The following is a 14276-nucleotide window of genomic DNA, read 5'->3' on the forward strand; positions in this document are numbered from 1 at the left end:
TCTCGCGTCAGCGGGGCCTCCGCGTCCATTCTACGGCGTGCGGCCCGCTTCTCTGCGCTGCGGCGCTACTCCGCGATCTCCTGGTACGCCGCGAAGAGCACCGAGGCGTCCGGGACGTCGAGGACCGTCGGGGATCCGATGCCCGTGAGGACCACGAACCGCAGCATGCTCCCGCGGGACTTCTTGTCCCTCTTCATCCCCTCGAGCAGCGCCTGCCAGCGGTCCCCGCGGTACGTCGTCGGGAGCCCCACGAGCCGGAGGATCCTCAAGTGGCGCTCCGCGTCCTCCTCGGAGAGGCGGCCCATCGAGCGGGCGAGCTCCGAGGCGAAGGCCATGCCGACGGCGACGGCGGCGCCGTGGCGCCACTGGTACCGCTCCGCGAGCTCGATCGCGTGCGCCAGGGTGTGCCCGTAGTTGAGGAACTCGCGCTGCCCGGACTCCTTGAAGTCCCGGGAGACGATCTCCGCCTTGACGGCGATGGCACGCTGGACGAGCTCCTCGAGCACCGGGCTGGTCGGGTCGAGGGCCGCCTCCGGCTCGGCCTCGATGAGGTCGAGGATCTCCGGGTCCCGGATGAATCCGCACTTGATGACCTCGGCCATGCCGTTGACCAGCTCGTTCTTCGGCAGGGTGCCGAGCGCGTCGAGGTCGGCGAGGACCGCCGCCGGCGCGTAGAACGTGCCCACGAGGTTCTTGCCCTCGGCCGTGTTGATGGCGGTCTTGCCGCCCACCGCCGCGTCCACCATGCCGAGGAGGCTCGTGGGGAGGTGGACGACCCGGACGCCGCGCAGCCAGGTCGAGGCCACGAACCCGGCCACATCGGTCACCGCACCGCCTCCCACGGAGACGATCGCGTCGGTCCGGGTGAAGTCGTTCTGGCCCAGCACCTGCCAGCAGAAGCCGGCCACCTGGAGGTGCTTGGCCTCTTCGGCGTCGGGGATCTCGGCCGTGAAGGACTCGTACCCGTGGGCGGCGAGGTCCTCGCGGACGGCGTCGCCCGTGGAGCGCAGCGCCCGGGGGTGGATGACGAGAACCTTGGCCGCCCGCTCGCCGAGGTGCTCGGGGAGACTCCCGAGAAGGCCGCGGCCGACGACGACCGGGTACTCGTCAGTGCCGGCGCCGACCCGGATGCTCCACGGACCGCCCTTCGCCTGCTCGGCTCCCTGCACGTGGTGCTCGGACTGCTCTGCCATGCCTGTCTGCTCCGTCATCCCTGCCTGGTCTCCCTGCTCTGCTCGTCGGCCTTCGCTGCTGCGCTCCCCTGTGCGGGGCTCCCCTGTGCGGCGCTCCCCGGTTCGAGGCCGCTGTTCCCGAACAGGGCCCGGATCCGCTCGACGACCGCCTCGGGCCGCCGACTCGAGGCCCGCGTGACGTCCACGGTCACGGTGGCCAGGCGCTCGTAGGTCGACCGGCGACGATCGTACACTCTCTCCCACGCCTCGACCGGGTTCTCCGCGAGCAGCGGACGCCGGCGGTCCCGCGTGATGAAGGGGCGGACGGTCTCGGCGTCCGTCTCGAGGTAGACGACGAACTCGTCGGCGAGCAGCTGCTGCGTGCCTGCGTCCAGGACCGCTCCCCCGCCGAGGGAGACGACGACGCCGTCTCGGGAGAGCGCCTTCGCCACGATCCGGGCCTCGGCCTCGCGGAAGTAGTTCTCCCCGAGGGAGGCGAAGACCGCGGAGATCGGCCCGTTCTTGCGCTCGAACTCCTGATCCGTGTCCACCTCGGTGAGGCCGAGCGCGCTCGCAAGCCGCGACCCGATGGTGGACTTGCCGGCGGCCATGGGGCCGATGAGGACGATCCTCCGCGGGGCCGCGCCGGACTCGGGCTCCGGCTTCCCCCTCATCGGGTCTCGCGCGGAGCCGAGCGGAGCATCTCCGGAATCGACTCGAGGTAGGACTCGAGGTTGCGGCGCGTCTCCTCCACGCTGTCCCCGCCGAACTTCTCCAGGACCGCCTCGGCGAGCACCAGGGCCGTCATGGCCTCCGCCACGACGCCCGCGGCGGGCACCGCGCACACGTCGGAGCGCTGGTGGTGCGCGGTGGCGTCTTCGCCGGTGGACGTGTCCACGGTGCGCAGGGCCTTGGGGACCGTGGCGATGGGCTTCATCGCGGCCCGCACGCGCAGGACGTCGCCCGTGGACATGCCGCCCTCGACGCCGCCGGCCCTGTTGGCCGCGCGCGTGACGGGCTGGCCGGGCGCCGGGCGGACGATCTCGTCATGCGCCTCCGAGCCGGGACGGGCCGCTGTCTCGAAGCCGTCCCCCAGCTCGACGCCCTTGATCGCCTGGATGCCCATGAGGGCGCCGGCGAGCCGGGAGTCCAGGCGGCGGTCCCAGTGGACGTGCGAGCCGAGTCCCGGCGGAAGGCCGTAGGCCAGCACCTCGACGACGCCGCCGAGCGTCTCGCCGCTGCGGTGCGCCTCGTCCACGGCCTCGACCATGGCGCGGCTCGTCTCCTCGTCGAAGCAGCGCAGCGGGTCCGCGTCCAGGGCCTCGACGTCCGCGGCGCGCGGAAGGGGCGCCGAGTCGGGCACGGCGACGTCGCGGATCTGCACCGTATGGCTGACCAGGGTCACGCCGAGCTGCCGCAGCAGACCGGCCGCAACCGTCCCGAGGGCCACGCGCGTGGCCGTCTCCCGCGCGGAGGCGCGCTCGAGGATCGGCCGCGCCTCGTCGAAGCCGTACTTCTGCATGCCCGTGAAGTCCGCATGACCCGGCCGGGGACGCGTCAGCGGCGCGTTGCGGGCCTTGCCCTCGAGGACCTCCGCGTCCACGGGGTCCGCGCTCATGACCTGCTCCCACTTGGGCCACTCGGTGTTGGCCACCTCGACGGCGACCGGGCCGCCGAGCGTCCTGCCGTGCCGGACGCCGCCGATGAGGCGCACCTCGTCCTGCTCGAACTTCATCCGGGCGCCGCGGCCGTACCCGAGGCGGCGCCGGGCCAGCGCCGCCTGGACGTCCGCCCGCGTCACCTCGATTCCGGCGGGGAAGCCCTCGAGAATGCCCACGAGCGCCTCACCGTGCGACTCTCCTGCAGTCAGCCAACGAACCATGTGCCTACCCTCTCACGCGTGCGGCGGGGCCGGCGCCCCGCTCGAGTCCGACGACGGCCGCCATTGCATCGACGGTCTCCGGCCCGGGGCGCAGCCCCGTGAACAGCTCGACCTGCCGCACCGCCTGGTGCAGGAGCATCGAGAGCCCGTGGGCCACCGCCCCCTGCCACTGGGCCGCGAGGGCCGATGGCCAGGGATCGTAGGCCGCGTCGAGCAGCACCGGCCGGGCAGCCGCGGACGCCGCCCCCCACGACTCGGCCCAGGGATCGGCCGCCTGCGGGGGCAGGGCGCTCACCACGGCGCTCGGGGATCGGCCCGCGGTCCCGTCGAGGACCTCCGCCGCCTCGTCGAGCGGCACGGCGCGGAAGTCCAGGCCGAGCGCGGACGCCACGGCGCTCAGGGGATTCTCTCCCCGGTGCGCCTTCTCCGGGGTCCTCAGTGCGGCCACCGCTTCACGGGCGCCGAGCTCCGCGAAGGCCATGAGCGCCGCAGCCGCGGTGCCTCCGCCTCCGAGCACGAGTCCGGGCCCCGCAAGGCTCCGGCCGTCCGCCGTCTCGCGGAGAGAGCGGACGATGCCGTCCACGTCCGTGTTCTCCGCCTCGATCCCGTGCTCGGTGAAGACGAGCGTGTTCGCGGCGCCGAGGAGGCGGACCCGATCGCTCGGAGCGTGGGCGGCAGCGGCGGCATCCTGCTTGTGAGGCATCGTGACCGAGAGCCCGTTCAGCCCGGCGAAGCACCCGGAGGCGAGGGCCTCGGGAAGGGCCCCGGCCGGAAGGCGGACGCGATCGTATTCAGAGTCGCGGAGCCCGAGCTCCCGGTACGCACAGAGGTGGAGCTCCGGCGAGCGGGAGTGGGCGATCGGATCGCCGACCACAGCGGCGCGGACCGCCCCCGTCACTGGCAGACGTCCGGGTGCTCTTCGCAGTACTGCTGGTACTTCTTCTCGTTGACCTGGTGCTCCTCGTACGTCCGCGCGTAGAGGGTCTCGCCGGTTTTGATGTTGACGGTCACCCAGTAGTAGTAGTCGTTCTTGTCCGGGTGGACGGTCGCCGTGATCGCGGCCTTCTCCGGCGAGCCGATCGGCCCCACCGGGAGTCCCTTGTTCGCGTACGTGTTGTACGGGTTCTTCTTGTCCTTCTTCTGCTCCTCAGAGAGGTGCAGGGTGCGGGACTTGAGGCCGTACGTCACGGTGGCGTCCGAGTTGATGAAGCCGCCCGTGTCCTTGTTCGGACGGTCCACGCGGTTGTTGAGGGCGCCGGCGATGACCGAGTAGTTCTTCGGGTTGCCCTCCGCCTCGACGATCGAGGCCTTGGTCAGGATGAGGTACTGCTGGTCCGGGTCCGTGACGCCCTGCTGGGACAGCGTGGACTTCTGGCGGTCCACCATCTGCCGGATCATGTCCTCGGGCTTCGTGTTGACGTCGAACCGGTACTCGCCCGGGGCAAGGTAGCCCTCGAGCGTCTTGGCCTTGGAGCTCACGCCGTACTTGGACGGGTCCTTGACCGCGTCCTGGAACTGGGACAGGGAGATGCGGGTGCTCTCGGACAGGGTCTTGAGAACGTCGTCGATGCGAGAGTTGCCGGCCACCGGGACGTAGAAGACCTTGCTCAGGTCCTTCGCCACGAGGACGCGCACGGCCTCCTCGTTGCTCATCTTGGTCTTGAGCTCGTAGCGGCCGGGCTGGATCTGCGCGCCGTCGCTCAGCTGGGCGAAGGAGCGGGCGAAGCCTGTCTCGCTCGAGATGACGTCCTTGTCCTTGAGCTGGGCGAAGACCGCCGACTGCCCCGTTCCCGGCTTGACCTCGATGGACACGGGCGTCTCACCGGGACCCGGATAGGAGTCCGGCTCGTTCATGCCGAGGAGCTGCCTCAGCCCCACGGTGATGAGCGTGATGACGAGCGCGAACACGAGCAGGGCGCCCAGCAGGACGCTCAGCTGCTTGCGGGCACGGCGCTGGCGGGCCCTGCGGGCCGCGAGCTTGCGCTCTCTCAGCGTCAGTCCCCGCTCCTCGGCGCGTTCGGCAGCCGGCGTGGCGGCTGTGCTTCCGGAAGAGGAGGGCTCCTCCCGCTTTCGGGCGCGCCGTGGACCGGACGGCGGTGCGACCGGGTGGCTCATGCGCGCTCCTCCTCTCGGCTGGGCCCAGGCGTGTTCTGTCTCGCGGCGACCGGCTCTCCCGCTTCGCCTCGCTGGCGCAGGCCCGTGAGGGCGTGCTCGAGGATCGCGACGGCGGCCGCCTGGTCAATCATCTTACGTTGGTCCCGCGCGGAAATCCCGGCCTCCCGCAGCGCGTTCTGCGCTGTGACGGTGGTCAGGCGCTCGTCGATGAGGAGAACGTCACACTCTTGGCCGACCTCGGCCAGGCGAGCCGCCAGGTCCTCGGCGTACTCGACGGCGTCGTCCGTCGAGGGCGTGTGCTCCCCCTTGAGGTTGAGCGGGAGCCCCACGAAGACCCGACGCGCGCCCCGCTCCTCGGCGATGTTCGCGATGATCCGCTGGTCCCGCCGCTTCTTGGCGTCCCTCGAGAGGGTCATGACCGGATTCGCCATCAGTCCATCCGGGTCGCTCGCCGCGAGGCCGACGCGGGCCCTGCCCACGTCGACCCCGAGGCTCACACCGATCCGCTCCGCCACAGGCTCGCTCCGTGCGCGGGGCCTAGCGGCCCAGCTCCGAGACCACTGCCGCCAGCGCCTCGTCCGCCTTCGAGGCGTCCTGGCCGCCGCCCTGGGCCACGTCGTCCTTGCCTCCGCCGCCGCCGCCGAGCACCTTCGTGGCGGCCTTGACGAGCATGCCCGCCTTGGCGCCCAGGCCGCGCGCGGCCTCGTTGGACATCGCCACCACGACGGGACGGCCGTTCGCGACGCCGATGAGGACGACGACGCTCGCGTCTGCTCCGAGCTTGTCCCGCACGGCCGTGGCGAGCTGCTTCAGGTCGTCCGCGCTGTCCACGGCGCCCACGGAGGCCGCGACGACGCGCTTGCCGGCGACGTCCCTCGCCTCGGCCACGAGCTGCGGAACCCGCTGCTGCAGGGCCTCGGCACGGTAGCGGGCCAGCTCCTTCTCCGCGTTCTTGAGCTTCTCCAGCGTGGCCGTGATGCGGTCCTGGAGCTGGTTGGCGGGAGCCTTGAACTGCTCGGAGAGGGACTGGACGAGCGCGCGCTCCGCGGCCTGGTGCTTGAACGAGTCATAGCCGACGAAGGCCTCGACACGGCGGTTGCCCGAGCCGACGGACTGCTCGCCGAGCAGGGTGAGCGAGCCGATCTGCGAGGAGTTGGCCACGTGGGTTCCTCCGCAGAGCTCGCGGGACCAGGATCCGTCGATCTCCACCACGCGGACCATGTCCCCGTAGTTCTCTCCGAAGAGCGCCATGGCGCCGAGCGCCTTGGCCTCCTCGATCGGCATCTCCCGGGTCACGACCTCGTGGTGGCCGAGGATCGCCTGGTTGGCCACGTCCTCGATCTCGGACTTCGTCGCGGCGGAGAGCTGCTGGGACCACGCGAAGTCGAACCGGAGGTAGCCGGCCTTGTTGAAGGACCCTCGCTGCGTGGCCTCGTCCCCGAGCAGCTGGCGCAGCGCCGCGTGGACGATGTGGGTGGCGGAGTGGGCCTGCTCGCCCGCGCGGCGGCGGGCGACGTCGACCTGGGCGTTCGCGAGAGCACCGCGGGAGACCTCGCCCTCGCGGACGATCGCCTTGTGCACCGAGAGGCCCTTGACGGGGCGCTGGACGTCGACGACCTCGACGACGAACCCGTCGCCCGTGATGACGCCCGTGTCCGCCGCCTGGCCGCCGGCCTCCGCATAGAACGGGGTCTCCTCGAGGACGAGCTCGATCTCAGAGCCGGCCCCTGCAGAAGAGGCGTCCTGTCCGCCGGCGAGGATGCCCCGGACCGTCGACTCGGTGGCGAGCTCCGTGTAGCCGGTGAAGAAGGTCTCCCCCGCCTCGCGGAGGGCGTTGTAGGCCGAGACGTCCACGCCGCCGAGGCGCTTGGCCTGCGAGTCGGCCTTGGCGCGCTCGCGCTGCTCCTGCATGAGGGAGCGGAAGCCCGCCTCGTCGACCTCGACGCCGGCCTCCCCGGCCATCTCGAGCGTGAGGTCGATCGGGAAGCCGTAGGTGTCGTGGAGCGCGAACGCGTCCGCACCCGAGATCTTGCCGCCCGAGGACTTCGAGGCAGAGACGGCCTCGTCGAGGCGGGCGGTGCCGGAGGCGATCGTGCGGAGGAACGCCTTCTCCTCGGCGACGGCGACCCGTCGGATGCGCTCGTAGTCGCCGACGATCTGCGGGTAGGTGCCGCCCATCGCGTCACGGGAGACGTCGAACAGCTCGCCGACCACGGGGCGGTCCACGCCGAGCAGGCGCATCGCCCGGATCGCGCGGCGGAGCAGGCGGCGCAGCACGTAGCCGCGGCCCTCGTTGGACGGCGTCACGCCGTCGCCGATGAGCATGAGCGAGGAGCGGATGTGGTCGGAGACGACGCGCATGCGGACGTCGTCGGCATTGCGGGGGTCCGAGGGGTCCTCCGTGCCGGCGTACTCCTTGCCCGCGAGCTCGGCGGCTTTGTCGAGGACAGCGCGGACCTGGTCCGTCTCGTAGAAGTTCTCGACGCCCTGGAGGAGCATCGCGAGGCGCTCGACGCCGAGGCCGGTGTCGATGCTCTTGTTCGCGAGCTCGCCCCGGATCTCGAAGTCCTCCTTGCCGATGCCCTCGCCGCGCTCGTACTGCATGAAGACGAGGTTCCAGATCTCGATGTAGCGGTCGTCGTCCGCCGCGGGGCCGCCCTCCTTGCCGTAGGCGGGGCCGCGGTCGTAGAAGATCTCCGAGTCAGGGCCGGCCGGGCCGCCCGGCTGGCCCGCAGACCAGTAGTTGTCCTTCATGCCCATGCGCTGGATGCGCTCCGCCGGGAAGCCGACGGTCTTGGTCCAGATGTCGAAGGACTCGTCGTCCGTCTCGTAGATGGTCACCCAGAGGCGGTCGGGCTCCAGCCCGAAGCCGCCTTCGGCGACAGGAGTGGTGAGGAGCTCCCACGCGAACGGGATGGCCTGCTCCTTGAAGTAGTCCCCGAAGGAGAAGTTGCCGGCCATCTGGAAGAACGTGCCGTGGCGGGCGGTCTTGCCCACCTCGTCGATGTCCAGGGTGCGGATGCACTTCTGGATGCTCGTGGCGCGCTTGTAGGGAGCCTTCTGCTCGCCGAGGAAGTACGGGATGAAGGGCACCATGCCCGCGATCGTGAACATGATCGACGGGTCATTGGAGACCAGAGACGCGGACGGCACCACCGTGTGGCCCTTCTTCTCGAAGAAGTCCAGCCACCTCTGGGTGATTTCCTCTGTCTTCATGCGTCGGGGGTTCCCTTCCTCATCCACGGGCGCGCGCCTGCGCGCGGCCCTTGTACCGGGCACTCAATCTATCAATGAAGCCCTGTCCGAGGGCGTCAGAACGGCCGTGGCGGCCTGCCGTGCCCCGTGAGGAGCGCAGCAGACCGCCACGGTCGGTGAAGGCCGAGACTAGCGGGCGTAGTACTCGACGACGAGGTTCTCCTCGCACGTCACCGGAATCTCGCTGCGCTTCGGGCGGCGCGTGAGGCGGGCCTGAAGCTTCTCGAGGGTGACGTCCAGGTAGCCCGGGACGGCCGGGAGGACATCCCGGTGGGCGCCGGTGGCCGCGAGCTGGAACGGCTCGAACTTCTCGCTGCGCTCGTGGACGTGCACGAGCTGGCCCGGGGCCACGCGGAAGGACGGGCGGTCCACACGCTGGCCGTCCACCATGATGTGGCGGTGGACGACGAGCTGGCGGGCCTGGGCGATCGTCCGGGCGAAGCCGGCGCGGAGCACGAGGGCGTCGAGACGCATCTCGAGGAGCTCGATGAGGTTCTCACCGGTCAGGCCGGACGTGCGGCGGGCCTCCTCGAAGACGCGGGTCATCTGCGCCTCGCGGATGCCGTACTGGGCCCGGAGACGCTGCTTCTCGCGCAGACGGACCGCGTAGTCGCTGTCCTGCTTGCGACGCGAGCGGCCGTGCTGGCCGGGAGCGTACGGGCGGCGCTCCATGTAGCGCTCGGCCTTGGGGGTCAGGGCAATGCCCAGGGCGCGCGACTGGCGCACTTTGCGACGGGCACGGGTGTTGTTTGCCACGTTTTCCTCTTCTGGTTCACACGGTATGTCGGTTCGCTGGCCTCCGGGCAGCGCGCGCTGCAAGAGCGCCGCTGGGGAGAGCTTGGGCCTACCGCCGGCCCTGCACTGCAGTCCTGGCCTCGCACAGGGCATGCGGAAGCCACGACTTGCCAGTCGTCCTTCTAGTCTACGCCATCCGGGCGCTGGAGGCGGCGGATGCGCTCGAGCCGCGCGGCGACGTCCCGCTCCGCCCCCGTCTTGCCGGGGACGTAGTACTCCGCGGAGGCGATCGCGTCCGGAAGGTGCTGCTGCCGGGCCACCGAGGTCGGCTCGTCGTGCGGGTAGACGTACCCCTTCCCGTGGCCGAGCCCCTTGGCGCCCGGGTAGTGCGCGTCCCGCAGGTGGGGAGGCACGGGAGAGATGCGGCCGGAGCGGACGTCGGCCAGCGCCTTCTCCAGTCCCATGTAGGCCCGGTTGGACTTGGGCGCCGTCGCCAGGTGGACCACGGCCTGGGCCAGGGGGATGCGGCCCTCGGGCATGCCCAGCATCTGCACCGCCTGGGCCGCGCTCACCGCGACGCCGAGCGCCGTCGGGTCCGCCATGCCCACGTCCTCGCTCGCCGCGATGACCACCCGGCGGGCGATGAAGCGCGGGTCCTCCCCCGCCTCGATCATCCGGGCGAGGTAGTGCAGCGCCGCGTCCGGATCCGAGCCCCTCATCGACTTGATGAAGGCGCTGACCACGTCGTAGTGCTGGTCCCCGTCCTTGTCATAGCGGACCACGGACTTCTGGAGCGCCTGCTCGACGTCGTCGTCCGTGATCTCCTCGCGGTCATCCGCAGAGGCGACGTCGGCGGCGGCCTCAAGGGCTGTGAGGGCGCGCCGGGCGTCGTTCCCGCTGAGGCGCACGAGGTCCTCGAGGGCCTCCTCCCCCATGGCGAAGGCGCCGGCGAGGCCGCGCTCGTCGCGCAGCGCGCGCTGGACGAGGGCGCGGATGTCGTCCGGCGTGAGAGGAGAGAGCGTGAGGAGCAGGGACCGCGAGAGCAGCGGGGAGATGACGGAGAAGGACGGGTTCTCCGTCGTCGCGGCGACGAGCGTCACCCACCCGTTCTCCACGCCCGGCAGGAGGGCGTCCTGCTGCGCCTTGGTGAAGCGGTGGATCTCGTCGAGGAAGAGGACCGTGCGCTTTCCGCGCATGTCCCGCTCGGTGAGCGCCTCCTCCATGACCCGGCGCACGTCCTTGACGCCCGCCGTGATCGCGGAGAGCTCCACGAACCGGCGCCCCGGCGCCTTCGCGATGACGTGCGCCAGCGTGGTCTTGCCCGTCCCGGGCGGGCCGAAGAGGATGACGGAGGTCGAGCTCCGGGAGTCGCCTCCGTCCATGAGGCGGCGCAGGGCGGAGCCGGGCTTGAGCAGATCGGCCTGCCCCACCACCTCGTCCGCGGAGCGGGGCCGCATGCGCACGGCGAGAGGCGCCGGGGCTTTCGCCGCCGGCGCCTCGTCGCTGCCCGTGAAGAGGTCGCTCACGCGATGGTCTCCGCCGAGGCTCCTACGCCTCCGCCGTCGGCGTCGCCGCCGGCTTCGGGGCGTTCTCCCCGCTCTTGGACTGCTTGGCGTCCACGCCGGCCTCCTTGCGCTGCTGCGGCGTGATGGAGGCGGGGGCGCCCGTCAGCGGGTCGAACGCGCCCGCCTTGGGGAACGCGATGACGTCGCGGATGGACTCCGAGCCCACGAGGATGGACATGATGCGGTCCCAGCCGAAGGCGATGCCGCCGTGCGGCGGGGCGCCGTACTTGAAGCCCTCGAGGAGGAAGCCGAAGTTCCGCTGCGCGTCCTCCTCGCTGAGGCCCATGACCTCGAAGACCCGCTCCTGGACCTCGCGCTGGTGGATGCGGATCGAGCCGCCGCCGATCTCGCTGCCGTTGCAGACGATGTCGTAGGCCTGGGCCAGTGCGCTGCCCGGGTCCTCCTGGAAGGTGTCCAGGAGCTCGGGCTTCGGCGAGGTGAAGGCGTGGTGCAGCGCCGTCCAGGCGCCCGCGCCCACCGTGATGTCCCCTGCCGCCTCCGCGGCCGCGGAGGACTCGAACATCGGGAAGTCCACGACCCACACGAAGGCGAACTCGTCCGGCTTGATGAGGCCGGTGCGCCGGGCGATCTCGACGCGGGCGGCGCCGAGCAGCTCGCGGGCCTCGTCCGGGCGGCCCGCGGCGAAGAACACGCAGTCCCCCGGCTTGGCGCCCACGAACTCGGCCAGGCCCGACTTCTCCGCCTCGGAGAGGTTCTTGGCCACGGGTCCGGTCAGCTCGCCGTCCTCCTGGACCAGCACGTACGCGAGGCCCTTGGCGCCGCGCTGCTTGGCCCACTCCTGCCAGGCGTCCAGCGCCCGGCGGGCCTGGGACGCGCCGCCCGGCATGACGACGGCGCCCGTGTACTCGGCCTGGAAGACGCGGAACGTGGTGTCCTTGAAGTACTCGGTCATGGCGGTCAGCTCGAGTCCGAACCGCAGGTCCGGCTTGTCCGAGCCGTACTTCTCCATGGCCTCCGCGTACGTCATCCGCGGGAACGGCGTCTGGACCTCGACGCCGATGGTCCGCCACACGTTGGCGAGGATGCGCTCGGCGAGCGCCATGACGTCGTCCTGCTCCACGAAGCTCGCCTCGATGTCGAGCTGCGTGAACTCCGGCTGGCGGTCGGCGCGGAAGTCCTCGTCCCGGTAGCAGCGGGCGATCTGGTAGTACTTCTCGAACCCGCCCACCTGGAGCAGCTGCTTGAAGAGCTGAGGGCTCTGCGGCAGTCCGTACCAGTTGCCCGGGGACAGGCGGGAGGGCACGAGGAAGTCGCGCGCGCCGCCCGGCGTCGAGAGCGTGAGCGTGGGCGTCTCGATCTCGACATAGTCCTCGGCCTCGAGCACCTCGCGGGCCGCCCTGTTGACCTTGCTCCGGAGGCGGATGTTCCGGTTCATGCTGGGCCGGCGGAGGTCGAGGTAGCGGTGGCGCAGGCGCGCCTCCTCGCCGACCTCGACGTGCTCGTCCACCTGGAACGGCAGCGCCTCCGCGCGGTTGAGCACGACGACGGCGTCCGCGACGACCTCGATCTCTCCGGAGGGCAGCCCGGGGTTCTCGTTGCCCTCGGGGCGCTTCTCCACCGTGCCCGTCACCTGGAGCACGTACTCATTGCGCAGGTGGCCGAAATCGCTCTCGTCCCGGATCACCACCTGGGAGACGCCCGAGGCGTCGCGGAGGTCGATGAACGCGACCCCTCCGTGGTCGCGTCGGCGGGCAACCCATCCGGCGAGCGTGACCCGCTCGCCGATGTTCGCGGCAGTCAGAGTGCCGAGGTCGTGCGTGCGCAGCACAGGCGATTCCTTCCCCAGGACGGTAGCTATCTGTCAGACGAGTCTACGGGGTCGCGGACGCGCCTCCCCAGCCCGCGCCCCTCCGCCGGGGTGGAGCTGCGGCGCGCCCGACGAGTATCCTGCCAGGGAGAGCGAACCGCACCGCCCGCGCGCCGCCGGTGCGCGGTGCCCGGACACGGGGCGCTCCGTGAATCGACTTCATCCGAAGAGAGAGTTGTAGCGGTGGACCAGAAACCCGACGACACGACCCAGCCCACCTCGGACGCCGAGCAGGCGGCCGCATCCGAGCAGGGCGCCCCGGCCTCGGCCGAGGCTCCGGCTCCCGCCGAGGCCCCGACGCCCGCTGAGACGCCCACTCCTGCCGAGGCTCCCCAGGCTCCCGCCGCGGCGCCGAGCGAGAAGCCCGTGAAGATGGACGCCGTCGCCACCTCCCTGGAGGAGGCGCGGAGGTTCGGGCGCGTGGACGAGGAGGGTCACGTGTTCGTCCTCGTGGGCGAGAACGAGTACGCCGTCGGGCAGTATCCGGGCGGGGACGCGGACGAGGCGCTCCTCTACTTCGCCAAGAAGCACGACGACGTCGCCAACCAGGTCGCGCTGCTGGAGGCCCGCGTCGCAAGCGGCAACGTTCCCGGCAATCTGACGAAGACCCTGCAGCAGATCTCCCTCCAGGTGGCGGACCACCGGTTCGTCGGCGACCTCGAGGCCCTGGCCGCCCGGATCGAGTCGCTGCGGGAGAAGGCGGCCACGGCCCAGGAGGCCGCCAAGGCCCGCACTGCCGAGCAGTCGGCCGAGTCGCTCAAGGCCCGCGAGGCCGTCGTCGCCGAGGCGGAGCAGATCGCCGCCAAGGACCCGGCCAAGGTCCAGTGGAAGCAGTCCTCGGCCCGGATGGCCGAGCTCTTCGACGAGTGGCAGCGCCTGCAGAAGGCCGGCCCGCGCCAGTCCAAGTCCGTCGAGGACGGCCTCTGGAAGCGTTTCCGCGGCGCCCGCACCGCCTTCGAGAAGCACCGCCGCGCGCACTTCAGCCGCCTCGACGCCGACCACGCCGAGGCGAAGGCCGTCAAGGAGAAGCTCATCAAGCGCGCCGAGGAGCTCTCCACCTCCACGGACTGGGGCGTCACGGCCGGCAAGTACCGGGACCTCATGACCGAGTGGAAGGCCGCCAAGCGCGCTTCCCGCAAGGACGACGACGCCCTCTGGGCCCGCTTCCGCGCCGCGCAGGACGTCTTCTTCAACGCCCGCAAGGCGGTCAACGAGGAGATCGACGCGGAGTACCGCCAGAACCTCGCCGTCAAGGAGGAGATCCTCAAGCGCGCGCAGTCCATCCTGCCCGTCAAGGACGTCTCCGCCGCGAAGAAGCAGTTCGCGTCCATCCGCGACGAGTGGGAGGCCGCAGGCAAGGTCCCCCGCAAGGACATCGGCCGCATGGACGCCGGAATCCGCAAGATCGAGGACGCCATCCGCCAGGCCGAGCGCGAGGAGTGGGACCGCACCAACCCCGAGACGCAGGCGCGCAAGGACTCGGCGCTCAGCCAGCTCGACGACTCGCTGGCCAAGCTCGAGCGGGCCCTGGAGCGCGCCGAGGCCTCGGGAGACGCCAAGGCCATCGCCGCCGCCAAGGAGGAGCTGGAGACCAAGCGCAGCCTCGCGGAGATGTTCCGCAACGCCCAGCGCTGACCTCGGCCAAGGGCGGGGCGGCCTCGCTCCACAGGAGGACCACGGCGCCGGTCCTCAGAACGTTGTCCACGTTCTGGGGACCGGCGCCG

The 14276-nt window shown here is 71.2% G+C and carries 11 protein-coding genes; 1 reads left to right on the plus strand and 10 read right to left on the minus strand.

Features of this window, described 5'->3' with window-relative positions:
- Positions 1-65: 65 nt before the first annotated feature.
- From aroB to aspS, 10 genes are all read right to left on the minus strand, one after another.
- Complete coding sequence (gene aroB / locus H9I38_RS02120; RefSeq protein WP_226336968.1) at positions 66-1211, minus strand: 3-dehydroquinate synthase; 1146 nt, start codon at positions 1209-1211, stop codon at positions 66-68.
- Positions 1208-1846 (minus strand): shikimate kinase, encoded by a 639-nt coding sequence (locus H9I38_RS02125; RefSeq protein WP_226336969.1) that lies wholly within the window; start codon positions 1844-1846, stop codon positions 1208-1210. Before H9I38_RS02125 ends, aroB begins: the two co-directional genes overlap by 4 nt.
- Positions 1843-3054 carry a chorismate synthase gene (aroC, locus tag H9I38_RS02130; RefSeq protein ID WP_226336970.1) on the minus strand — a complete coding sequence of 404 codons (1212 nt, stop codon included), beginning with the start codon at positions 3052-3054 and terminating at the stop codon, positions 1843-1845. The genes H9I38_RS02125 and aroC overlap by 4 nt, the downstream gene beginning before the upstream one ends.
- A 4-nt stretch (positions 3055-3058) precedes the next feature.
- Entirely contained in the window at positions 3059-3952 is an 894-nt protein-coding gene (locus H9I38_RS02135; protein WP_226336971.1) for a shikimate dehydrogenase family protein, read from the minus strand.
- Positions 3949-5169: an endolytic transglycosylase MltG gene (gene mltG / locus H9I38_RS02140; RefSeq protein WP_226336972.1), complete on the minus strand. Its 1221-nt coding sequence runs from the start codon at positions 5167-5169 to the stop codon at positions 3949-3951. The genes H9I38_RS02135 and mltG overlap by 4 nt, the downstream gene beginning before the upstream one ends.
- A complete protein-coding gene (ruvX, locus tag H9I38_RS02145) occupies positions 5166-5684 on the minus strand; it encodes a Holliday junction resolvase RuvX (protein WP_226336973.1) in 519 nt (172 codons plus the stop codon). The genes mltG and ruvX overlap by 4 nt, the downstream gene beginning before the upstream one ends.
- A gap of 22 nt (positions 5685-5706) precedes the next feature.
- Positions 5707-8385 (minus strand): alanine--tRNA ligase, encoded by a 2679-nt coding sequence (gene alaS / locus H9I38_RS02150; protein WP_226336974.1) that lies wholly within the window; start codon positions 8383-8385, stop codon positions 5707-5709.
- A 168-nt stretch (positions 8386-8553) separates the two neighbouring features.
- Complete coding sequence (gene rpsD / locus H9I38_RS02155; protein ID WP_226336975.1) at positions 8554-9180, minus strand: 30S ribosomal protein S4; 627 nt, start codon at positions 9178-9180, stop codon at positions 8554-8556.
- Positions 9181-9341: 161 nt separating this feature from the next.
- Positions 9342-10616, minus strand: coding sequence for a replication-associated recombination protein A (locus H9I38_RS02160; RefSeq protein WP_413463508.1), 1275 nt, complete (start codon positions 10614-10616; stop codon positions 9342-9344).
- Positions 10617-10707: 91 nt separating this feature from the next.
- Positions 10708-12513 (minus strand): aspartate--tRNA ligase, encoded by a 1806-nt coding sequence (aspS, locus tag H9I38_RS02165; protein ID WP_226336977.1) that lies wholly within the window; start codon positions 12511-12513, stop codon positions 10708-10710.
- Between the two features lie 222 nt (positions 12514-12735).
- Between aspS and H9I38_RS02170 the strand changes: the two genes are divergently transcribed.
- On the plus strand, positions 12736-14187 hold the full coding sequence (locus H9I38_RS02170) for a DUF349 domain-containing protein (RefSeq protein WP_226336978.1): 1452 nt from the start codon (positions 12736-12738) through the stop codon (positions 14185-14187).
- Positions 14188-14276 lie beyond the last annotated feature (89 nt).

Source organism: Arthrobacter sp. UM1 (assembly GCF_020483305.1).
Classification (GTDB): Bacteria; Actinomycetota; Actinomycetes; order Actinomycetales; family Micrococcaceae; genus Falsarthrobacter.

Bases quoted from the DNA above. Each gene is read 5' to 3' on its own strand.
- aroB (WP_226336968.1), bottom strand. From the start codon at position 1,211: ATGACGGAGCAGACAGGCATGGCAGAGCAGTCCGAGCACCACGTGCAG.
- H9I38_RS02125 (WP_226336969.1), bottom strand. From the start codon at position 1,846: ATGAGGGGGAAGCCGGAGCCCGAGTCCGGCGCGGCCCCGCGGAGGATC.
- aroC (WP_226336970.1), bottom strand. From the start codon at position 3,054: ATGGTTCGTTGGCTGACTGCAGGAGAGTCGCACGGTGAGGCGCTCGTG.
- mltG (WP_226336972.1), bottom strand. From the start codon at position 5,169: ATGAGCCACCCGGTCGCACCGCCGTCCGGTCCACGGCGCGCCCGAAAG.
- alaS (WP_226336974.1), bottom strand. From the start codon at position 8,385: ATGAAGACAGAGGAAATCACCCAGAGGTGGCTGGACTTCTTCGAGAAG.
- H9I38_RS02160 (WP_413463508.1), bottom strand. From the start codon at position 10,616: ATGCGGCCCCGCTCCGCGGACGAGGTGGTGGGGCAGGCCGATCTGCTC.